The following is a 19,266-nucleotide window of genomic DNA, read 5'->3' as shown; positions in this document are numbered from 1 at the left end:
GCTCCGGTCTGGTCGTGGTCGTGAGGGGGATCCTCGCCGCCGTCGACAACGCCTGGCTGATGGGCGGTCTGATCGTCGTCGGCGCGCTGGTGCTCGTGGCCTTCTTCCGCTGGGTACGGGCCAAGGAGCGCTCCGGGGGCCAACCGCTGCTGTCCACCGCCCTGTTCCACAACCGCACGTCCAACCTCGGTCTGATCACCCAGCACACCCAGTGGCTGATGCTCATGGGGGTGTCGTTCACCGTGGCCGCCTACCTCCAGGTCGTGCGCGGGTACGACGCGATCAGCACCGGCCTGATCTTCAGCGCGTCCACCCTGGGCCTGCTCGTGTCCTCGCTGGGCGCCGAACGCTTCGCGAAGCGGCGCGAACAACGCACGCTCGTCATGGTCGGGTTCGCCGCGACGGTCTGCGGCATCGGTGTGCTGCTGGCCCTGGCCGAGGAGACATCGAGCATCTGGACCTCGGTTCCCGGGCTGCTCCTTATCGGCCTGGGGATGGGAGTGATGCTGACCCCCTCGGTCAACGTGGTGCAGTCGAGCTTCCCCGAGGACGAGCAGGGGGAGATATCCGGTCTCTCGCGCAGCGTGTCGAACCTCGGTTCCTCGGTGGGCACGGCGATCGCGGGCACCATCCTCGTCGCGAACCCGGCCGCGGGACCCTATGCCGTGGCCCTCGCCGTGCTGGCCGTCATCGGGCTCGGCGGACTCGGCGCCGCCGCGAAGCTGCCCCGGACCCCGCCCCCCACCCGGCACGGGTGAGGCCGCCCCGACCCGCCGCACGACCGCCGCACGACCGCCGCACGACCGCCGCACGAGCGGCGGTCAGCGGAAGTCGTAGCGCACCACGCTCGCGACGAGCAGGTCCTGGACCGACGCGCGGCGTCTGCTGAACGGGACCCAGTAGAGCCCCACCGGGAACGTCACCGACAGGGCCGCACGCACCAGGGAGCGCGGCAGCCCGAGCAGCCGGCCGGCCCGGTCGGTGACGCGCAACCCCATCAGGCGGTCACCCACCGTGCGCCCGATGGCGGCCCACGAGCAGCCGAAGTACAGGACGGCCAGGGTCCAGCCCGCGGCCCCGGCGAGCCAGGAGGGCAGTTCCGGGAAGCGGAACGGCGGCCCGGTGAGCAGCAGCCGCACACATCCCGCGCCCGCCTGGAGCGCGAAGCCGACGGCCGTCACGACCAGCACGTCGAGTACCGCCGCGACGCCGCGCGAGACGATCCCGGCCGCTTCGGGGCCGGGCCCGCCTTCCGGCCCGGCCATCACGCGGGCCCGGGCGGCGGACCGGCGGCACCCTTGCCCGGCGGCGGCCCCGCACGCCTGAGGAGCCGGTCGCTGAGCCGGTTGACGCCCCGGTCCCCGCGCCTGCCGAGCAGGCGGACCGCGTCGGCGGTCTCCGCCGCCATCCCGCCCCCGGTGTCGCGGACGATCCGCCCCAGATCGATCTCGGACAGCACCTCACGCGTCAGTCCCGCCAGATCGATCCGGACGATCACCGCGTCGACGTCGAGCCGCGCCGCGATCCCGTCGACGTCGATCCGGGCAGCGATCCGGTTGACGTCGGCCCGCTCCACGACGCGGTCCACGTCGACGCGGTCCGCCACGCGGTTCACGTCGATGCGGGCGGCGACCGCTTCCACGTCGACCCGCTCGGCGATCGCGTCCACGTCGACCCGCTCGGCGACCCGCCGTACGTCGACGCGGTCCGCCACGCGGTTCACGTCGATGCGGGCGGCGACCGCTTCCACGTCCAGCCGTTCCGCGATCGCGTCCACGTCCACCCGCTCGACGATCCGCCGTACGTCGACCCGGTCCACGATCCGGTTCACGTCGACGCGGGACACGAGCTCGTCCAGGTCAATGCGGTCCAGGACCACCCCGGCCAGCGCACGGATCACCGTGCCGGCCGCTTCGTCCGCGATGCCAAGGACACTGCGCGCCCGGCGGATGACGAAGGCCGCCGGGCCCCATGCGCTCTCTTCAGCCATTCGGTGATCGCAGCGGCAACCGGCGATCCTGACATCCTCCGCCGCGGGTGAGCCGCCCGCGGCGGAGGTCCTTCAGTAGTGCGGGACGACGACGACCGGGCACTTGGCATGGTGGATCGCCGCGTGCGTGGTCCGGCCCAAGCGCGGCCCGACCGGGACGCGGCGGCCGATGACCAGCAGGGCCGCCGCCTCGGTCGCCTTGACCACGTGGTGGCCGGCCAGGCCGTGCACGAGCCGCTCGGTGACCTGCGTGCCGGGGAACTTCTGCCGCCAGGGCGCGAGTTCGGCCGCCAGGCGGCGCTCCTTCTCCGGCATCGGGTCGATGGCGTCGGCGGAGGGGATCAGCGGGGCCGTCCAGACGTGCACCACGTGGAGCGGTGCCTCGCGGGAGGCCGCCGCGCCGAAGGCGTACTCCAGCAGTTCGTCACCGGCGCGGGCGAGGTCGAGGCCGAGCACCACCGGGTGGACGGTACCGGCCGCCGCGCCCGTGTCCCCGGGGTGAGGGCTCGCCCGCACCAGGGCGACGGGACAGGACGCACGCGCGGCGACGGCCAGGGCGACCGAGCCCACCAGGGCCCGGGTGAGCGCGCCGGCGCCGCGGGATCCGACGACGAGCAGGGCCGAAGATCTGGCCGTTGCCAGCAGCGCTCCCACCGGCGGCCCGGTGACCTGTTCGTCGAGGATGCTCAGGCCGGGGTGCGTGCGCGAGAGCGCCGCCACCGCGTGGCCGAGGGCACCGGACTCGCGCCGGGCCTGCACGTCGTCGTCCGGCAGTCCGCCGCGGCCGGCCGGCGGGTCGCCGGCGTGCACGAGATGCAGGGGCAGGTTGCGCCGCAGGGCTTCGTGGGCGGCCCAGCGTGCGGCGTCCAGGCTCTCGGGCGAGCCGTCGACACCGGCGGTGATGGTCTGCTGCGTGGACATGGTGCGCACCTCCGCGGCGCGGTGGGGAGTCAGCCGGTCCGGGGGACCGGGGTGTGATGGCGGGGGCGGGTGCCCCGGTGGCCGGGGAGAGGTGGCTTGAATTGTTCGGGCGGCGGCGGTCCGGGCGGCGGGGGAGCGCTGCTCGGGCAACAGGGCCCGGCAGCCGGACCGTTGGCCGCGCGCCGGCGGGCGCCGGGGGCCGTCGTGCGCACGCGGGTCACGGTGCCTCCTGGATACGGGTGTCCAGGGGCGTTGCCCCAGTGAGCGGACCCCGGCCGCGGGCGCCGCGCCAGGGGCACCCCCGAGCGGGATTCCGTCCACGCCGCCACCACCTTCCGGCATCCCCCGGCAGGGTCCGTGCTGGGGACGCTTCCACCGAAGAGGCCGACCGGGGAGGGGCGAACCGGCCTCGGTGGCACCGCCCCAGGAGTGTCGGTTTCTGGGCGAGTCCGTTGATTACTGTGGCCGACACACGCCTGTTCGACCTTGCCGACCGCCTCTATGGTGGCGAATGCCCCAGACCTCGGCGTTCTACCTTTCTGTGTAGTTTTCAACTGACAGCGGGAGAGCCGGGATGTCGCGCCTCGGGCAGCAGTTGCGGACCGCCGCGGACGGCAGCAGACCGTCAGGCCCGGCGTCCCTTTCCCGTGTCGTACCCCCGACGCCTCGCCCGGCAGCCGCCCATGGCGCCTGCCCGCCGGTGCGAGGACGGCGGCCTTTCCCGGTCCGGGGAGCATCCTCGATGTTCCGCAATCCCCGTGCGGCTCCCGGGAAAGGCCGTACCACCCACCCGCGTCCACGTCCTGCAACCGGCCCGTGCCCACGTCACGGAAGAGGAGCTGCGGCCTTATGAACATCCTGGTCGGCTATACCGGGGTGCACGGCTCCACCCACGGCATCGCGGAGCGCATCGCGACCCGGCTCGCGGAGTGCGGGCACGTCACGGTCGTCGTGCCGTTGGCAGCCGAACAGAAGACGGGAGGCTACGACGCGTTCGTGCTGGGCAGTGCGGTGCACCACGGGGCCTGGCTCGCGCAGGCCACCGACTTCATCCGCAGCCACCCCAGCACTCTCGCCACGCATCCCACGTGGCTGTACAGCGTCGGCGTGCCGCCCCATGCGGGCCGCTGGCCCGGCCGCGGCGGCGCCGAGCCCCGGCAATTGGCGGGGATCCGTGCTCTCATCCGCCCCCGCGAGCACCAGATGCTGGCCGGAGCCATCCACCGGGATCACGTCCCGGCCCTGCGGCACCTGGCCTTCCGGGCGCGCGGCGGACGCTACGGCGATCACCGGGACTGGAAGGCCGTCGACAACTGGGCCGAGCGCATCCATCACCGGCTGGCCAGCGCCAACGCCGCCGACACGGGCCTGTGACCCCGCGGGCCAGGAAGGGCCGGCGCGGCGCGGTTCCGCCACCGGGCTCCGAAGGGCCCGGCGAGAGCGCCGAGGCCGCCGTGGGCGGCACGCGCAGTCTGCTGGAGGCGGTCCTGCGGGAGCTCAACCAGGGTCTGCACGGCCGTGGTTCGGGGGCGGCGCTGATAGCACGGACTGATCCGCACGGCAACAGGTCCGACACCAGCGGCAGTTGACGGCGTTGTGGCGGACGCCGCCATTCTGCGCCGCTTCCGGTGCCTCCTACGGTTGCCGGCACCCCGGCGTACCGCCCCGCGGCAGGAGCGGACGGACTCCGGGGTCGCGTGATCCGCCCCGGAGAGCGCGCGCCGCCCTCCGTCGGGAGCCGCCATGCCGTCGTACCAGAGACGTTCGAACCCGCAGTCGCCCGCAGCGCCGCCCGCTCGGGCGCGGCGGGGCGGGCGGTGGCGGCGTGCCCTTGGGCGGGTGAGCGCCGTGGTGGGCCTGGTCGCTGCCGCGGCGGTGGGCGCGCCGTCGCCCGCCGCACAGGCGGCGCCGGCGGCCGTCGCCCTGGAGAAGATCGGCAGCTTCGGCGCCAATCCCGGCAGCCTGAACATGTACGTGTACAAGCCGGCCACGCTGGCGGCCGAGCCCGCGGTGGTGGTGGCCCTGCACGGGTGCAGCCAGAGCGCGCAGATGTACGCGGACAATGCCGGCCTGGCGAAGTTCGCCGACCAGCACGGCTTCCTGCTCGTGTTTCCCGAGCAGACCTCCGCCAACAACAGCAGCAAATGCTTCAACTGGTTCCAGCCGGGCGACACCCGCCGCGGGCAGGGCGAGGCCGCGTCGATCCGCCAGATGGTGGCGCACGCCGCTTCCGCCTACGGCGCCGACCCGCAACGCGCCTACGTCACGGGCCTGTCGGCCGGCGGCGCCATGACCTCGGTGATGCTCGCCGCCTACCCGGACGTGTTCCGGGCGGGCGCCGTGGTCGCGGGCCTGCCCTACGACTGCGCCGACGACGTGGTGTCGGCGTACAGCTGCATGAACCCGGGCGTCGACCGCACCCCCGCGGCCTGGGCGCAAGGCGTCCGTGACGCCAACCCCGGCTACGGCGGCCCCTGGCCGCGGGTGGCCGTGTGGCAGGGCGACAGCGACCCCACGGTCGCCAAGAAGAACGCCGACGAACTGCGCGACCAGTGGACGGCAGTGCACGGCATCGACCAGAGCCCGGACCGCACCTCGGCCATCGGCCCCAACTCCACGCGCAGGGAGCAGTATCTGGGGGCGGACGGCGCGGTCGCCGTGGAGGTCGACCGGGTGCCCTCCATCGCCCACGGCACCCCGGTCGATCCGGGAACGGGCGCCGAGCAGTGCGGTGCGACCGGCACGGCGAACTTCATCGACTCCATCTGCTCCAGCTACTGGATCACCGGCTTCTTCGGCCTGGACGGCTCCGCCCCGGACCCCGGAGGCCTGCCGGCCCCCGCCGGTCTGGCCGCGACCGGCGCCACCGACACATCCGTAACCCTGAACTGGAACAGCGTCACCGGCGCCGCGTCGTACGCCGTGTACCGCGACGGCACCCGCGTCGCCACCCCGACCGCCCCGCCGTTCACCGCCACCGGCCTCAGCCCCGGCGCCAGCCACACCTACACCGTGGCCGCCCGCGACAGCGACGGCAGGGAAGGCACCCGGTCAGCCGCCGTCACCGCCTCCACGACGGGCTCCGGCGCCAAGTGCTGGACCGCGAACAACTACCAGCACGTGCAGGCGGGACGGGCCACCACCAGCGGCGGCTACACCTACGCCAAGGGCTCCAACCAGAACATGGGCCTCTACAACGTCGCCGTCACGCACACCCTCAAGGAGTCGCCGGCCGGCCACTACGTCATCGCCGACGGCGCCTGCCCCTGACCGACCCCGCACACCGACCGGGGGCGGTGGCAGCGGGCCCCGCCCCCGCCACCGCTCCTGACCGCGCAGTTCCCCGTACGCATGCACGCCCACCGGAGGTACCCGTGCCACCCACAGCTCCGCCCGGAACCCTGCTCCGCCGCGGTCGCCCCGCCCGTTCGATCCGCGGCGCCCTCGCCCTGACGGGACTGCTCGTCACGCTCGCCGCGGTCCCGGCCGCCGCCGAATCGTCCGCCGCCGCACCGTCCGGCGCGGACGGGGGCAACAGCGCGGCGCACTGTGCGTCATCGGCGAGGCTGAAGGTGCCCGGCGCCGAACACCAGGAGAAGTCCTGCCTGGCCGAGCTCACCACCGCGGGCACCGTCGCCTCCGGCCACACCGACCCGGCCGACTGGGCGGGCCTGACCCCTGCCGGTCTGGCAACGCCCCGCGGTGTGCCGGGCATTCAGATCGACGGCTACTTCCCCGACACCTCGGCCACCAACACCAACCACGGCTGGAAGCACGACGCGCAGTTCGTCATCCGGCTGCCCGACCGGTGGAACGGCGGCCTGGTGGTCGCGGGCACCCCCGGCGTACGGGAGCAGTACGCCAACGACCGGGCGATCGGCGACTGGGTGCTCTCCAAGGGCTATGCGTTCGCCTCGACGGACAAGGGCAACACCGGAGCGGCCTTCTACCGGGACGGGGAGGAACCCGGAGCCGCGATCGCCGAATGGAACGATCGCGTCACCCAACTCACGCGCGCCGCCAAGTCGGTGGTCGCGCAGCGCTACCACCGGCCTGCCGCGCGCACCCTGGCCACCGGCATGTCCAACGGCGGCTATCTGGTGCGCTGGCAGCTGGAGAACCATCCCGGGCTCTACGACGGGGGAGTGGACTGGGAGGGCACGCTGTGGCGGACCAAGGGCCCCAACCTGCTCGACTTCCTGCCGCCCGCACTGCGCGCCTATCCCCGCTACGCGGCAGGTGGTGAAGGAGCCGGCAACGCCCACCGGGAGATGGTCGCCGCCGGGTTCCCGGCCGGCTCCGAATTCCTGTGGCCCTACCACCACCAGGTCTACTGGGACCTGACCCAGCGGATCTACCGCGAGGAACTCGACCCGGGCTACGACGGCGCCACGGAGGCCGGAACCCCCTTCTGCGCCACGGGCACACCGGACTGCGACGCCGACTACGCCTACGCGACGCGGCCGCGCGAAGTCCGCGCCGCCGTAGGGAAGATCGCCCTGACCGGACGCATCGGCAAACCGCTGATCACCGTGCACGGCACCCTCGACGTGCAGCTGCCCATCAGCAAGGACTCGGACGTCTACGCGAAAATGGTGCGCGACGCGGGCCGCGGCGACCTGTTCCGCTACTACCGGATCGAAGGCGGTACCCACGTCGATTCGCTCTTCGACACCTTCCCCGACAAGCTGCGTCCCCTGGTGCCCTGCCACCGCTCCGCCTTCACGGCCATGGAGGCGTGGACCGACCGCGGCAAGCAGCCGCCGCGCAGCCGGACCGTGCCCCGTCCGGACGGAGCGGACCCGGCCGCGCTGATCGCCGTGTGTCCCCTCGCGCGGTAGGAAATCCGGCAAATCCCGGCAGGTCCAGGCACACCGGAAGGCCGCCTTCCTCAACGACAAGCGGAAAATGCGGAGTTGCCCTAAGATCGCCACGCTCCCCATTCGTAAGGGAGTTCGGTGCGTTCGGGGAGGGTTCGTTCGTTGTGGTGAAGGTGTGCACGATCACCTGGTCAGGTACGCCGTGGTGAGCCGCCTCAAGCGCGGGTCCGTGGGGCGCGAGGCCGTGGTCTGGCTGATGGCGGTGGTCCTCGCGGCCGCGGGTGCGGTGCTCGCCGCACTGGACGCGGCCGCCGAATGGCGCCAGGTCCTTGCGGGCGGCTGCGCCGCGGTCGCGGTGCTGCTGCTCGCCTGGGTGCTCGTCCTTGTGCGGCAGCTGTCCGCCGAGCGGGCCGACCGGGCCCGCCAGGAGCGGCTTGCCGCGGCCCGCGAGGCCGAGGTGGCCCACCTGGCCGGTGTGCGGCTTCCGGCGATCGCCGAGCGCGTGCGCGCCGGGCAGCGTCTCGAGGGCGTACCGGGGCCGTTGGCCGCGCCGGGCGAGACCGGTGAGGAGTTCGCGCGGGCCCTTGCCGCCGTGTCCGCCGCCCTGGGATCGGACGAGGCCGTACGCCGCGAACGCGGTCTGCGCGACTCGGTGCAGGCCGCCTTCGAGTCCGTGGCACGCACCATGCACGCGATGGCCACCGTGCAGCAGCAGGTCCTGGACCGGGTCGAGCGCTCCATCGACGACCAGCACCTCATGGCCGAGGTGATGAAGGCCGACCACGCGGCCGCGCAGATGACCCGCAAGGCCCAGACGCTCCTGGTGATGTGCGGGATCTGGCCCGCCCGCCGGGAGACCCGGCCGGTCTCGCTGTACGACTGCGTACGCGGCGCCCAGTCGCGCATCGTGGAGTACAGCCGCATCGAGGTGCACGGCGGGCAGACGCTCTACGCGGTGCCGCCCGCGGTGGAGGGCCTGATGCACGCCATCGCCGAACTCCTGGAGAACGCCACGGTGTTCTCGCCCTCGCGCTCGCAAGTCGTCGTCACCATCCGCGAGGTGGGCGCCGGAGCGGTCCTGGAGATCGACGACGCCGGGCTCGGGATGCCGCCGGACGTGCTGCACCGCGCGATGGGCCAGCTCCGCGACGACCAGGACCTCGCCCGCCTGGGTGCGGTGCCCCGCCTCGGCCTGGCCTGTGTAGGCCGTTGGAGCCGGGAGCTCGGTTTCAACGTCGAGCTGAGCGGCGCCTCGGCCTACGGCGGCACGCGCGCCGTGACGTTCGTGCCGTTCCGGCTGCTGACCGAACCGCCCTCGCGCCTCACCGGATCCCACCGGGTGAGCGCCCCGACAACGGTGTCATCGCCGCCGTCGGCCGAGCCGGACCCCGTGGGCGCACCCCCCGTGCGGCAGCCGGTGGCCCAAGGCGTGGCGCCGGAGCAGGCCGCCGCGCAGGTGCAGGAACAGCACGACACCGCCGAGCAGGTGGAGTTGTCCGTCCGGGCCGCGCCGAGCGCGCCCCCGGCGAACGAGACGACGGCCGGTTTGCCCCGGCGGCGCAACCGCCGCCAGGCAGCCCCCGGCACACCCCGCAGGCCCGTGCCGGAGCAGCGGCAGGCGCCCCCGGCCGCACCGGCAGGATCCTGGACGCCCGAGGCGGCGCGTGCGTCGATCGCCAGCGTGGTGTCCGGCTCCCTGCGCGGCCGTGCGGCCCTGGACGCGGACCACCTCGCGGCGCACGAAGCGAACCCGTCGGCCGACCAGGAGCCGACCGCGACACCGACCCAACCCCCCTCGCCCGACGAGCATGACGGAGGCCGGCAGTGACCGGAATCATCACCCCCCTTCCCGACCTGGGCTGGATGCTCCGCCCGCTGATCGAGATCCCCGGTGTCCGGCACAGCGTGGTGGTCTCCGAGGACGGCCTGCGGCTCGGACACGCGTCCGCGGAGAACCTCTCGGGGCCGGTGTCGGACCTGAGCGTCGCCGAGGCCGAGTCGCTCTCCGCGGCCTGTGCCGCGATGACCATGACGGGCCGGTCCACCACCGCGCTGCTCTTCGGCACCGGCGCCGACGTACGGCAGCTGATGGTGGAATCCGACCAGGGATTCGTGCTGTTCACCCACGCCGGCGTGGGCGCCCACCTGGGGGTCGCCACCGACCTGACCGCCGATGTCGGCCTGGTGGCCCAGCAGATGCAGCTGCTCGTGGTGAAGATCGGCTCGCACCTGAGCAGCCTGCCGCGGGATCCGGCCGCCGCGGCGTCATGACGGAGCCGCGGCCGGAGGAGCCGACGGCCTCGGCGGTCCGCCCGTACGTGATCACTCGCGGACGGGCGGCATCAGACATCGAGTCCCTGGCCTGGGAATCCCTGGTGATGGCGACGGACGCGGCGTTCCCCGCCTCGCTCCAGCCCGAGCACCAGACCATCCTGGCGCACTGTCAGGGGCTCCTCTCGGTGGCCGAGGTGGCCGCCCACATCGGCCAGCCGCCGTCGGTCGTACAGGTACTGCTCTGCGATCTCCTCGAATGGGGACTGATCGTGACCCGCCCGCCCGTGCCGCCGGCCGAACACACCGATGTGACCATGCTCAGAAAGGTCCTCCATGGTCTCGAAAGCCGCCTCTGACGCGCCGTCGCAGGCGCCGCAACCATCCGGCTCCGCAGCCGCGGCCGAATCGGCGCCCGGCTCCGGCTCCGGGAAGTACCTCACCTCCAGCGTCGCGGGCGCCGCCAAGATCCTGGTCGTCGGGCCGCTGGGGGTCGGCAAGACCACCCTGATCGGCACCGTCTCGGAGATCAAACCCCTGTCCACCGAGGCGGTCATGACCCAGGCGGGCGCCCGGGTCGACACCGTCGTGACCGGCGGCAAGACGACCACGACCGTGGCCCTGGACTTCGGCCGGATGACCATCGACGGCGACCTGGTGCTCTACCTGTTCGGCACCCCCGGCCAGCAGCGGTTCCTGCCCGCCTGGCGGGACCTGGCCAAGGGCGCGCTCGGCGCGCTGGCCCTGGTGGACACGCGTGATCTGGAGGCGTCCTTCGACGCCCTGGGCAACCTGGAGGACCTCGGACTGCCCTTCGCGGTGGCCGTCAACGTCTTCCCCGGCAGCCCCGAGCACAGCCCCGAAGACCTGCGCGCGGCCCTGGACCTGCTGCCCGACACCCCTGTGGTGAACTGCGACGCGCGCGATCCCGCGTCCTCGGTCCGGGCCCTGATCGCGCTTGTCAGCCACCTCATCAACGTCGCCACGGAGACTTCATGACCTCGCCCCACGACGCGTCCGGACCGCCATCGCGCTGCCCGGTCACCGGAGCCCTCGCGCCCTCGACCGCGCTGTACGGATCCGACCTCGACGGCGACGCGATGCCCGCCTTCTACGAGCAACTGCGGGGCTTCCACGGGCCGGTGGCGCCCGTATCCGTCGCGCCGGGCGTGGACGCCTGGCTCGTCATCGGCCACCGGGAAATGCTCCAGCTGACCCGCGACGAGCAGGACTTCTCGCACGATCCGCGCCGCTGGAGCCTGCTGCGGGAGGGCCGGGTGCCCGCCGACTCGCCGATCCTGCCCATGGTCGGCTGGCGGCCCGCCCTGCTGTTCGCCGACGGCCAGCAGCACCGCCGGATGCGCGCCGCCGTCTCCGCCGCCCTCGCCGGGATCAACGGCCATGAACTGCGGCGCTCCGTGCGGGCCACGGCCGAGGAGGTGATCGTGTCGTTCGCCGAGCGCAGCGAGGCCGACCTGGTGGCCGACTACGCGCGCAAGCTGCCGCTGCGCGTCATCACCGAACTCCTCGGCCTGGACGACGAGACCGGGCGCCACCTGGTGGAGGCCCTCGCCGGAACGGCGTCCGCCACCAGCGGCGCGGCGGACGCCAGCAAGCGCATGGGCGCCATCCTCCTGCAGCTGATCGAGGAGAAGAGGCGCCACCGCGGCAACGACATCACCTCGGCCCTGCTGCACCACCCGGCCCAGCTCACCGACGAAGAGGTCCTGCACAACCTCGTGGTCATGTTCGTCGCGGGCAACCAGACCACCGTCAACTGGATCGCCACCACCCTGCGCATCCTGCTGTGCGACCCGCAGTTCCGCTCCTCGCTCACCGGCGGCCACCTCAGCGTGGACGACGCACTCGACCTGGTCCTGTGGCGCTTCCCGCCCACCCAGAACTTCCCCGCCCGCTACGCCACCCGCGACATGACCTTCGGCGGGCAGCACATCCGCACCGGCGACATGCTCATCCTGGGTCTGGCCGGCGCCAACGCGGACCCGGAGATCCTCCCCGACGACGGCACACCGGTCGTCGGCAACCGCTCCCACCTGGCCTTCGGCGCGGGCCCGCACATCTGCCCCGCCCAGGACCCGGCCCGCCTGATCACCCGCACCGCCGTGGACACGATCCGCCACCGGCTGCCCGACCTCGAACTGGCCATCCCGCAGAGCGACCTGCAGTGGATCAAATCGCCCTGGAGCAAGGGGCTCGCCTCGCTCCCGGTCCGCTTCACCGCCCCCGTCCTGCCCCAGCATCCCGCCCCGTCGCCGGAGCCCCAGCCCGTGCTGTGACGCGGTGACCGGACACCCCGTAAGCCCTTGCAGAGCCCGGGCCGCAACCAGCCCGCCCCTCGACCAGGAGAGCCCGTTGAACACGTCACAGGTGAACACCGAAGCCAGCCAGCCGCACCGCTTCGACCCGGCCGGCGGCTGTCCGCACGCGGACAACGCCCGGCTGCTGGCGGGCGGCGCCGTCGCGTCCGTGGTCCTGCCCGGTGACGTGGAGGGCATGGCAGTGCTCGGCCACGACGCGCTCAAGGAGTTCCTGGCCCACCCCGATGTCGCCAAGAACGCCCAGCACTTCGCCGCGCTGCAGGCCGGCGACATACCCGACGGCTGGCCGCTGAAGACGTTCGCGACGGTGCAGGGCATGACCACCGCCGACGGCACCGACCACCGCAGGCTGCGCTCCCTGATGGGCAAGGCGTTCACCCCGCGCCGGGTGGCGGAACTGGAGCCGCGCATCACGGCACTGACGACCGATCTGCTGGACGGCCTGGAGCGGGCCGCCGCCGGGGGCGAGGGCGTCGCGGACCTGCGGGCGCACTTCGCGCTGCCGCTGCCGATGGGCGTCATCTGCGAACTCCTGGGCGTGGACGCCGAATACCACGACCGCCTGCACCACCTGTCGAACCAGATCGTCGCCACCGACATCGGCCCGCAGGAGGCGATGGCGGCCAACAAGGAAATGATCGAGGTCCTCACCGCGGTCGCCGCCGCCCGTGCCGCGAGCCCGGGTAACGACCTGACCACCGCATTGATCGCGGCCAGGGAGGAGAACGGCGACCGGCTCAGCCCGCACGAGCTGATCGGCACCCTGATGCTCACGATCATCGCCGGGCACGAGACCACCCTGAACCTCATCACCAACGCCGTACGCGCCCTGTGCACCCACCCCGAACAGCTCGCCCTGGCCAAGGCCGGCAAGGTGGCGTGGGCCGACGTGGTGGAGGAGACCCTGCGCTGGGACAGCCCCGTCAGCTACTTCCCCTTCCGCTACCCGACCCGCGACCTCACGCTCGACGGCACCGTCATCCCGCAGGGCACCCCCGTCCTGGCCGGCTACTCCGCGGCGGGCCGCGACAAGCAGGCCCACGGCCCCGACGCCGACCGCTTCGACATCACCCGCGACAGCACCACGACCCGGCACCTGTCCCTGGGCCACGGCGCGCACTTCTGCATGGGCGCCCCGCTGGCCCGCATGGAGGCCACCATCGCCCTGGAGCAGCTGTTCACGAGCTTCCCGGACCTCGACCTCGCCGTCCCCGAGCCCGAACTGCCGCGCCACGCCTCCTTCGTGGGCAACAGCGTCCACAAGCTGCCCGTGCGCCCGGGCGACCGGCGGCCGTAGCCGGTCAGCGGGCGGTGCCGGCGAGGACCTGGTGGGCCAGCGCCACCAGGTCCGGGATGGCCGGGTGGCCGGGTCCCGCCCGCCAGACGAGAGTGACGGGAACGGGCGGCGCGTCCGGCAGCGGACGGAAGACCAGCGACGGATGCGTGTGCTGGCTCGGCGTCGCCGTGGTGGAGACCCCGACGGCGCGGCCCGCCGCGATGGCCACGAGCCACTCGTCGGTATTGGTCACCTCGATCGACGCGACAGGACGGTCGGACGCGGGCCACAGGTCCATCGTCGTGGTGCCCGAGACGTTGTTCAGGGCGATGGGATAGGCGGCGAGATCCGCCAGGGTGACCCGGGGCAGCGACGCCAGCGGGCTGTCCGCCGCCATCACCACCACCCGCTCCTCCGAAAGCAGCAGCTCCGTCCGGAGCCCGGCCGCGGGGACCGGGCCGCGCAGCAGCGCCACGTCGACCTTGCCCCGGGTGAGGCCCGCCGTGCGGTCGTCGACGCGCAGCAGCTCGAGGGGCGTGCCGGGGTGCGTCTCGTCCCAGCGGCGCAGCAGCGGCACGGTGTGGTCGCCGAGCGCCGCCCAGGTGTGGCCGAGGCGCAGCGGCCACCGGCGCAGCCCCCGCGGATCGAGGGCGGTCTCGACGGCCGCGAGCGCGGCGGCGGCCTTGTCGCGGAACGTGCGCCCCTGGTCGGTCAGCTCCAGGTGATGGGTGGAGCGGTCCACCAGGCGCGCGCCCAGATGGTCCTCGAGCTGGCGCAGGGTGCGCGAGAGCGCGGGCTGGCTCAGGTGCAGGCGGGCGGCGGCGCGGGTGACGTTGCCCTCCTCGGCGATGGCGAGGAAGGCGCGCAGATGCCGCAGCTCGATGGTCATGCCCGGGAAGCATAACCGCAGCGGACTCGGCATTTCACGTAGCGCGGCGTACTTCCTAGCGTGGTGCGCATGACACCTCCGGCGCACACGCCCGCGGCGCACACCGCTCCAGCCGCACCCCACACATCCGCCCCCGCGCACGACCCGTCCGCGCCCACCCCAGTGCCCACCGCAGCGCCTGCCGTCCTGCGCCACGGCGCGGGCCGCGGCACGCTCACCGGCGTCGGCCTGGTCCTCGCCGGGACGCTGTCCGTGCAGTTCGGTGCCGCCTTCGCCGCGCTGCTCTTCCCCCGCGCGGGGGCCCTTGGCACCGTCGCGCTGCGGGTGGCCTTCGCCGCGGCGCTGCTCCTGGTCGTGACCAGGCCCCGGCTGCGCGGATACGCGCGCGCCGACTGGGCGGTGGCCGGCGGGTTCGGCCTGGCGCTCGGCGGCATGAACATCCTGTTCTACCAGGCGATCGACCGCATCCCGCTCGGCGCGGCGGTCACCCTCGAAGTGCTCGGCCCGCTGCTCCTGTCGGTCGCCGCCTCGCGCCGCGCCGCCAGCCTCCTGTGGGCCTGCCTCGCGCTGGCCGGCGTCTACCTGCTCGGCCGCGGCGGCTTCGACCAGCTCAACGCCGCGGGCGTGGCCTTCGCCCTGAGCGCCGGGGCGATGTGGGCGGCGTACATCGTGCTCAACGCCCGCGCGGGAGCGCGCTTCCCGCGCCTGGACGGCCTGGCGATCGCGATGGCCGTGGCCGCGCTGGTCAGCCTGCCGCTGGGCATCGGAGCCGCCGGTGCGGCGCTCCTGGAACCGGGGGTACTCGCGCTCGGCCTGGCCATCGCGGTGCTCAGCTCGGGCGTGCCCTACACCCTGGAACTGCTCGCGCTGCGCCGGCTGCCCGCGGCGACGTTCGCGGTCCTCACGAGCCTGGCGCCCGCCGTGGCCGCGCTGGCGGGCTATCTGGTCCTCGACCAGGGTCTCTCGCTGATGCAGTGCGCGGCGATCGCTCTGGTGGTCGTGGCCAGCGCGGGCGCACTGCGCACGGGCGGTCGCCGAGCAGCGTCGGCCGGCGCCAGGGACTGAGCAGCAGAGGTCACCGTCGGTGTCCGAGGCGGTAGACGGCGCGGTCCTGCCAGCGCGCGCCGTCCCAGGCGATGAGATGCACCGCGCGGACGTGGCTGCTCAGCGGCAGCAGCGGCTCCAGCTCGCTCTGCAACGCGTCGTACGCGGCGTCCTGGGTCGCGGGGCCCTCGCTGTTGGCGACCGTCAGGTGCGGGGCGAGCGGGGGCTCGAAGATCCCCCGGTAGGGCACGGCGTCGGGCCAGCGCCCGGTGAGGTCCTTGGCCAGGGCGGTGACCGGGGCGTGCGGCCACGGATCGAGGTAGAGGACGCCGGGATAGCGGGCGAACTCGGCGAAGGTCAGGGTGAAGGCGTCGTGCCCGGCGAAGAGCGCGGTCAGTTCGCGGTGGGCGGCGGCGTCGAGAAGGCTCTCGTGCACGAACGGGTAGAGCACTGTCACATGGGCCGGGAACCCCGCCCGCACCAGCGGGTCGGCTTCGGGCACTTTGATGGTGAGCGCGGTGTCACCGGGTACGTCCGGCCACCCCTCCTGCGCGCTCTCGCGTGCGGCGCACTGTTCATCGGCGTTCATCACACGCCATGATCGCACCGGCGGGCCCGCGCGCCCGCGGCGGCCGGCAAGGCCCCGCGGTGCGGTGGTGGTGGAGGCTCAGATGCCGGTGACCGCGGTCAGGATGACGGCCGAGTCGTCCAGGGCGGTCAGACCGTGGCGCTCGTGCGGGACGGGCGCGAACTCGCCCTCGCCCAGTTCGAGGTCATCGCCGGCCGAGGTGAGCCGGACCCGGCCGCGCAGGACGAACAGGGTCGCGGCGGCGGGCGTCTCGTGTTCGCCGAGTTCGTGTCCGGTGGTGAGCACGATGAGGCTCTGCCGCAGCGGACCGTCGTGCAGCAGCAGCTCGGCGCTGCGCCCGTGCGCGGCGGCGCGCGCCATGTCGAGGTGCTCTCCGACCAGGGCGTAGAGATCGGCCACGGGGATGTCCCTTCGAAGGAGCGCCGGCGGGTGCGCGCGGACACGCGTCCCCCAGTCTTCCCGCTGCCCGCGCGCACCGCATCCGGCCGCCGGAACCTGATCACCCGTTGGTGGCGTCGTACCAGGCACGTCGCGCTCCCGGCCAGGGGTGGCGGAGGAGACGGGAGCTTGGGGTGGAGCACGTGCACGGCGGGGCGGCGTCGGATGCGGCAAGCGCGCGGCTGCGGGGGTGGCTGCGCTGGGGTGCGCGGGCCACGGGCCGCTCGCCCTGGGCGCGCGGCCGCGTTCTCGCCTCGCTCGCCGTCCTGACCGCCGCCCTGCTGGCGTTCCACTCCGTGGTGCCCAACACCGTGGGCCGCATCGGCAGTCTCCTCGAGACGTTCCTGCCCTGGCTGGGGCTGGCCGTTCCCCTGCTGCTCGCCCTGGCCCTGCTGCGCCGCTCGGCCCTCGCGCTGGTGGCGCTGCTGCTGCCCGCCGCCGTCTGGGGTTTTCTCTTCGGCGGCCGGGCGGCGGCGGGAGACAGCGGCGATCACGACGTCACGGCGGTCCAGCACAACGTCAGCGACGTGAACGCCGACCCCGCGGGCACCGCACGCACCCTGCTCGACGCCGGACCGGATCTCATCGCCCTGGAGGAGCTGACGGCCTCCGCGCTGCCGGTGTACGAGCGGACACTGGCGCCGCGGTATCCCCACCGGGCGGTGCGGGGCACGGTCGGGCTCTGGTCGAAGTATCCGCTGACGGGCGTCCGGGCCCTGGACATCAGGCCGCAGGGGGTGGGTGAGGGCTGGAACCGCGGGATGCGGGCCAAGGCCCGTACGCCCCGCGGCGACATCGCGGTGTACGTGGCCCACTTGCCCTCGGTGCGTGTCCAGTGGCGCGGCTTCAGTTCCGGGCGGCGGGACGAGAGCGCCGGCCTGCTGGGCGCGGCGCTGGCCGCCGAGAAGCTGGACCGGGTGATCCTCCTGGGCGACCTGAACGGCACGGTGGACGACCGAGGCCTGGACCCGGTCACCGGGCGGATGGACTCGGCGGGCGAGGACTTCGCCTTCAGCTGGCCCGCCGCTCTCCCCGTCTCCCGGATCGACCACGTGATGACCCGCGCGGCGAGCGTCGCCCGCGTCCGGACCCTGCCCGCCACCGGCAGCGACCACCTGCCCGTCGCCGCCGGGATCGACCTCGGACCCTGATCAGGAGTTCTGCCGCTGCCAGTCGGACTGTGCGGTGTTGAGCTGGTCGGCGAGGTCGTCCAGGAAGTCCTTCGCGCTCGTCTTGCCGAGCATGACCTTCTGGAAGGCGGGTTCGTTGTCGGCCTTGGAGATCGTGTTCCAGTCGGGCAGGTAGTACGGCAGCTGGACGATCGTGGTGTCGGGGGAGTTGAGCGCGTCGGCGGCCAGCCGTGTCGGTTCCGACTTCTTGACCCAGGGGTCCCTGACCGCCTTGTTGTTGGCGGGGATCAGTCCGGCTGACTCGTTGAACTCGGAGCTCGCCTCGTGGGAGGAGGCGAACTCGACGAACTTCCAGGCGGCCTTCTTCTTGGTGCTGGTCTTGAAGATCGACAGGCCGTCGATCGGGTTGGATACCTGGACGCGCTTGCCGTCCGCCGTCTTCGGGTTGGGCACGCCGCGGAACTTCTTGGAGCCGAGGGCCTTCACGTGGTCCTGGTAGGAGCCCAGGTTGTGGCTGAGCATGCCGATCTGCCCGCCGTCGTACTGGGCGACCATCTGCGTGAAGTTGTTGTTGAGGTCGGCGGCCGGGGTCGTCTTCTTGTAGAGGGCCGTGTACTTCTCCAGGGCCGCGACGTTCCGGGGGTCGTTGACCGTGGTCTCGGTCTCGTCGGCGTTCCAGAAGGACTTGATGCCGCTCTGCCCGTACATCGCGTCCAGGGCCTGGGCGATGGACCCGACACCGCCGCGGATGGTGTAGCCGAACTGGTTCTTGTCCCTGGCGGTGAGGTGGTCCGCGGCCTCGTAGAACTTGCTCCATGTCGTCGGCGCGTCCACGCCGGCGGACTTGAAGAGGTCGGTGCGGTAATACAGGACGCCGTTGTTGGCGGAGGTCGGGACCATGAGCAGCTCCGACGTGCCGCCCGCCGAAGTCGTCGACGCCAGCATGCTCTTGCTGAGCTCGCCGTCCAGCGGGCTCTCGGCAAGGCGGTCCTGCAGCGGCTCGAGCGCGCCCTGGGCCGCGATCGCGGCGAGCATGGCGGCGCCGACGCCGCCGACGTCCGGCAGGCCGCCGCCCTGGATGGAGTTGTCGTACTTCGACTGGGCGTTCTCGGCGGGGATGCCGACGTAATCGACCTTGATGTCGGGGTACTTCTTCTCGAAGTCCTTGATGATCTCCATCCAGATGTCGCGCCGGACGGCCGTGTTGTTGTCCCAGAAGGTGATGGTCCCCTTGCCGGACCCTTCGCCGCCCGCATCGCCCGCGATGCCGGAGCCGTCGTCGCCGCAGGCGGTGGCGGTGATGCCGACAAGGAGAGACAGGGCTATGGCGGTGGGGGCCGATCGACGGGGACCCCTGCGGATGCGGGAACTCATGACGGGTTCGCTCTCCTCTGAACTGTGGCTCGGTACGCCGGCACACGGCATGCGTACACCGCGTATGGCATACCGCGTCTCGTATATGACATACGAACCGCGGCGGACTCGAAGCTAGGAGGCGGTAGTTGGTTCGTCAACGCATCTGACAAAAGTCGCCGTCCGCGCCCGGACCGGCCCGGGCA

The 19,266-nt window shown here is 73.0% G+C and carries 19 protein-coding genes; 12 read left to right on the top strand and 7 right to left on the bottom strand.

Annotation, left to right across the window (positions count from 1 at the left end):
- Positions 1-758 (top strand): MFS transporter (locus tag ACQKIP_RS18210; protein ID WP_427743439.1); only part of this gene is annotated, 758 nt, incomplete at its 5' end.
- 63 nt (positions 759-821) lie between these two features.
- Here the strand turns inward: ACQKIP_RS18210 and ACQKIP_RS18205 are convergent.
- From ACQKIP_RS18205 to ACQKIP_RS18195, 3 genes are all read right to left on the bottom strand, one after another.
- A complete protein-coding gene (locus ACQKIP_RS18205; protein ID WP_365854213.1) occupies positions 822-1,265 on the bottom strand; it encodes an RDD family protein in 444 nt (147 codons plus the stop codon).
- Complete coding sequence (locus ACQKIP_RS18200; protein WP_365854211.1) at positions 1,265-1,990, bottom strand: hypothetical protein; 726 nt, start codon at positions 1,988-1,990, stop codon at positions 1,265-1,267. Before ACQKIP_RS18200 ends, ACQKIP_RS18205 begins: the two co-directional genes overlap by 1 nt.
- Positions 1,991-2,062: 72 nt before the next feature.
- Entirely contained in the window at positions 2,063-2,911 is an 849-nt protein-coding gene (locus ACQKIP_RS18195; protein ID WP_365854209.1) for a universal stress protein, read from the bottom strand.
- 849 nt (positions 2,912-3,760) lie between these two features.
- Here ACQKIP_RS18195 and ACQKIP_RS18190 point away from each other — a divergent pair.
- The 9 genes from ACQKIP_RS18190 to ACQKIP_RS18150 all read left to right on the top strand — a co-directional run bounded on the left by ACQKIP_RS18190 (position 3,761) and on the right by ACQKIP_RS18150 (position 13,638).
- A complete protein-coding gene (locus tag ACQKIP_RS18190; RefSeq protein WP_365854207.1) occupies positions 3,761-4,285 on the top strand; it encodes a flavodoxin domain-containing protein in 525 nt (174 codons plus the stop codon).
- A gap of 465 nt (positions 4,286-4,750) precedes the next feature.
- Positions 4,751-6,181 carry an extracellular catalytic domain type 1 short-chain-length polyhydroxyalkanoate depolymerase gene (locus ACQKIP_RS18185; protein ID WP_427743436.1) on the top strand — a complete coding sequence of 477 codons (1,431 nt, stop codon included), beginning with the start codon at positions 4,751-4,753 and terminating at the stop codon, positions 6,179-6,181.
- A 104-nt stretch (positions 6,182-6,285) separates the two neighbouring features.
- Positions 6,286-7,752: a tannase/feruloyl esterase family alpha/beta hydrolase gene (locus ACQKIP_RS18180; protein ID WP_365854203.1), complete on the top strand. Its 1,467-nt coding sequence runs from the start codon at positions 6,286-6,288 to the stop codon at positions 7,750-7,752.
- A 235-nt stretch (positions 7,753-7,987) separates the two neighbouring features.
- The gene (locus ACQKIP_RS18175) at positions 7,988-9,559 is read left to right on the top strand and encodes an ATP-binding protein (protein WP_365854723.1); all 1,572 of its coding nucleotides are present in this window, start codon (positions 7,988-7,990) and stop codon (positions 9,557-9,559) included.
- Positions 9,556-10,002, top strand: coding sequence for a roadblock/LC7 domain-containing protein (locus ACQKIP_RS18170; protein WP_365854201.1), 447 nt, complete (start codon positions 9,556-9,558; stop codon positions 10,000-10,002). The genes ACQKIP_RS18175 and ACQKIP_RS18170 overlap by 4 nt, the downstream gene beginning before the upstream one ends.
- Complete coding sequence (locus ACQKIP_RS18165; RefSeq protein WP_190079886.1) at positions 9,999-10,361, top strand: DUF742 domain-containing protein; 363 nt, start codon at positions 9,999-10,001, stop codon at positions 10,359-10,361. Before ACQKIP_RS18170 ends, ACQKIP_RS18165 begins: the two co-directional genes overlap by 4 nt.
- Positions 10,339-11,001: a GTP-binding protein gene (locus ACQKIP_RS18160; protein WP_365854199.1), complete on the top strand. Its 663-nt coding sequence runs from the start codon at positions 10,339-10,341 to the stop codon at positions 10,999-11,001. The genes ACQKIP_RS18165 and ACQKIP_RS18160 overlap by 23 nt, the downstream gene beginning before the upstream one ends.
- The gene (locus tag ACQKIP_RS18155) at positions 10,998-12,299 is read left to right on the top strand and encodes a cytochrome P450 (protein ID WP_365854197.1); all 1,302 of its coding nucleotides are present in this window, start codon (positions 10,998-11,000) and stop codon (positions 12,297-12,299) included. The genes ACQKIP_RS18160 and ACQKIP_RS18155 overlap by 4 nt, the downstream gene beginning before the upstream one ends.
- A gap of 76 nt (positions 12,300-12,375) precedes the next feature.
- Positions 12,376-13,638 (top strand): cytochrome P450 family protein, encoded by a 1,263-nt coding sequence (locus ACQKIP_RS18150; RefSeq protein ID WP_365854195.1) that lies wholly within the window; start codon positions 12,376-12,378, stop codon positions 13,636-13,638.
- Positions 13,639-13,642: 4 nt separating this feature from the next.
- Here the strand turns inward: ACQKIP_RS18150 and ACQKIP_RS18145 are convergent, their stop codons facing one another.
- Positions 13,643-14,506 (bottom strand): LysR family transcriptional regulator, encoded by an 864-nt coding sequence (locus ACQKIP_RS18145; RefSeq protein WP_365854193.1) that lies wholly within the window; start codon positions 14,504-14,506, stop codon positions 13,643-13,645.
- A gap of 69 nt (positions 14,507-14,575) precedes the next feature.
- Between ACQKIP_RS18145 and ACQKIP_RS18140 the strand changes: the two genes are divergently transcribed.
- Positions 14,576-15,571 (top strand): EamA family transporter, encoded by a 996-nt coding sequence (locus tag ACQKIP_RS18140; protein ID WP_365854191.1) that lies wholly within the window; start codon positions 14,576-14,578, stop codon positions 15,569-15,571.
- 10 nt (positions 15,572-15,581) lie between these two features.
- Here the strand turns inward: ACQKIP_RS18140 and ACQKIP_RS18135 are convergent, their stop codons facing one another.
- Positions 15,582-16,139 carry a 2'-5' RNA ligase family protein gene (locus ACQKIP_RS18135; protein ID WP_365854189.1) on the bottom strand — a complete coding sequence of 186 codons (558 nt, stop codon included), beginning with the start codon at positions 16,137-16,139 and terminating at the stop codon, positions 15,582-15,584.
- 78 nt (positions 16,140-16,217) lie between these two features.
- The gene (locus ACQKIP_RS18130) at positions 16,218-16,499 is read right to left on the bottom strand and encodes a cupin (RefSeq protein ID WP_427743443.1); all 282 of its coding nucleotides are present in this window, start codon (positions 16,497-16,499) and stop codon (positions 16,218-16,220) included.
- 272 nt (positions 16,500-16,771) lie between these two features.
- Here ACQKIP_RS18130 and ACQKIP_RS18125 point away from each other — a divergent pair, with 272 nt between their 5' ends.
- On the top strand, positions 16,772-17,728 hold the full coding sequence (locus ACQKIP_RS18125; protein WP_427743441.1) for an endonuclease/exonuclease/phosphatase family protein: 957 nt from the start codon (positions 16,772-16,774) through the stop codon (positions 17,726-17,728).
- Here ACQKIP_RS18125 and ACQKIP_RS18120 read toward each other — a convergent pair whose 3' ends face one another.
- Positions 17,729-19,081, bottom strand: coding sequence for an ABC transporter substrate-binding protein (locus tag ACQKIP_RS18120; protein ID WP_365854185.1), 1,353 nt, complete (start codon positions 19,079-19,081; stop codon positions 17,729-17,731).
- Positions 19,082-19,266: the final 185 nt, after the last annotated feature.

The organism is Streptomyces sp. NPDC059900 (assembly GCF_050270335.1).
Lineage (GTDB): Bacteria > Actinomycetota > Actinomycetes > Streptomycetales > Streptomycetaceae > Streptomyces.
Note: the sequence above shows the minus strand (reverse complement) of the source record. Positions and strands in the feature narration are given on the sequence as shown.

Excerpts from the sequence above, each read along its gene's own strand:
- ACQKIP_RS18205 (WP_365854213.1), bottom strand. The coding sequence starts at position 1,265 with ATGGCCGGGCCGGAAGGCGGGCCCGGCCCCGAAGCGGCCGGGATCGTC.
- ACQKIP_RS18200 (WP_365854211.1), bottom strand. The coding sequence starts at position 1,990 with ATGGCTGAAGAGAGCGCATGGGGCCCGGCGGCCTTCGTCATCCGCCGG.
- ACQKIP_RS18195 (WP_365854209.1), bottom strand. The coding sequence starts at position 2,911 with ATGTCCACGCAGCAGACCATCACCGCCGGTGTCGACGGCTCGCCCGAG.
- ACQKIP_RS18190 (WP_365854207.1), top strand. The coding sequence starts at position 3,761 with ATGAACATCCTGGTCGGCTATACCGGGGTGCACGGCTCCACCCACGGC.
- ACQKIP_RS18175 (WP_365854723.1), top strand. The coding sequence starts at position 7,988 with ATGGCGGTGGTCCTCGCGGCCGCGGGTGCGGTGCTCGCCGCACTGGAC.
- ACQKIP_RS18165 (WP_190079886.1), top strand. The coding sequence starts at position 9,999 with ATGACGGAGCCGCGGCCGGAGGAGCCGACGGCCTCGGCGGTCCGCCCG.
- ACQKIP_RS18160 (WP_365854199.1), top strand. The coding sequence starts at position 10,339 with ATGGTCTCGAAAGCCGCCTCTGACGCGCCGTCGCAGGCGCCGCAACCA.
- ACQKIP_RS18155 (WP_365854197.1), top strand. The coding sequence starts at position 10,998 with ATGACCTCGCCCCACGACGCGTCCGGACCGCCATCGCGCTGCCCGGTC.
- ACQKIP_RS18145 (WP_365854193.1), bottom strand. The coding sequence starts at position 14,506 with ATGACCATCGAGCTGCGGCATCTGCGCGCCTTCCTCGCCATCGCCGAG.
- ACQKIP_RS18140 (WP_365854191.1), top strand. The coding sequence starts at position 14,576 with ATGACACCTCCGGCGCACACGCCCGCGGCGCACACCGCTCCAGCCGCA.
- ACQKIP_RS18135 (WP_365854189.1), bottom strand. The coding sequence starts at position 16,139 with ATGAACGCCGATGAACAGTGCGCCGCACGCGAGAGCGCGCAGGAGGGG.
- ACQKIP_RS18130 (WP_427743443.1), bottom strand. The coding sequence starts at position 16,499 with ATGGCGCGCGCCGCCGCGCACGGGCGCAGCGCCGAGCTGCTGCTGCAC.
- ACQKIP_RS18120 (WP_365854185.1), bottom strand. The coding sequence starts at position 19,081 with ATGAGTTCCCGCATCCGCAGGGGTCCCCGTCGATCGGCCCCCACCGCC.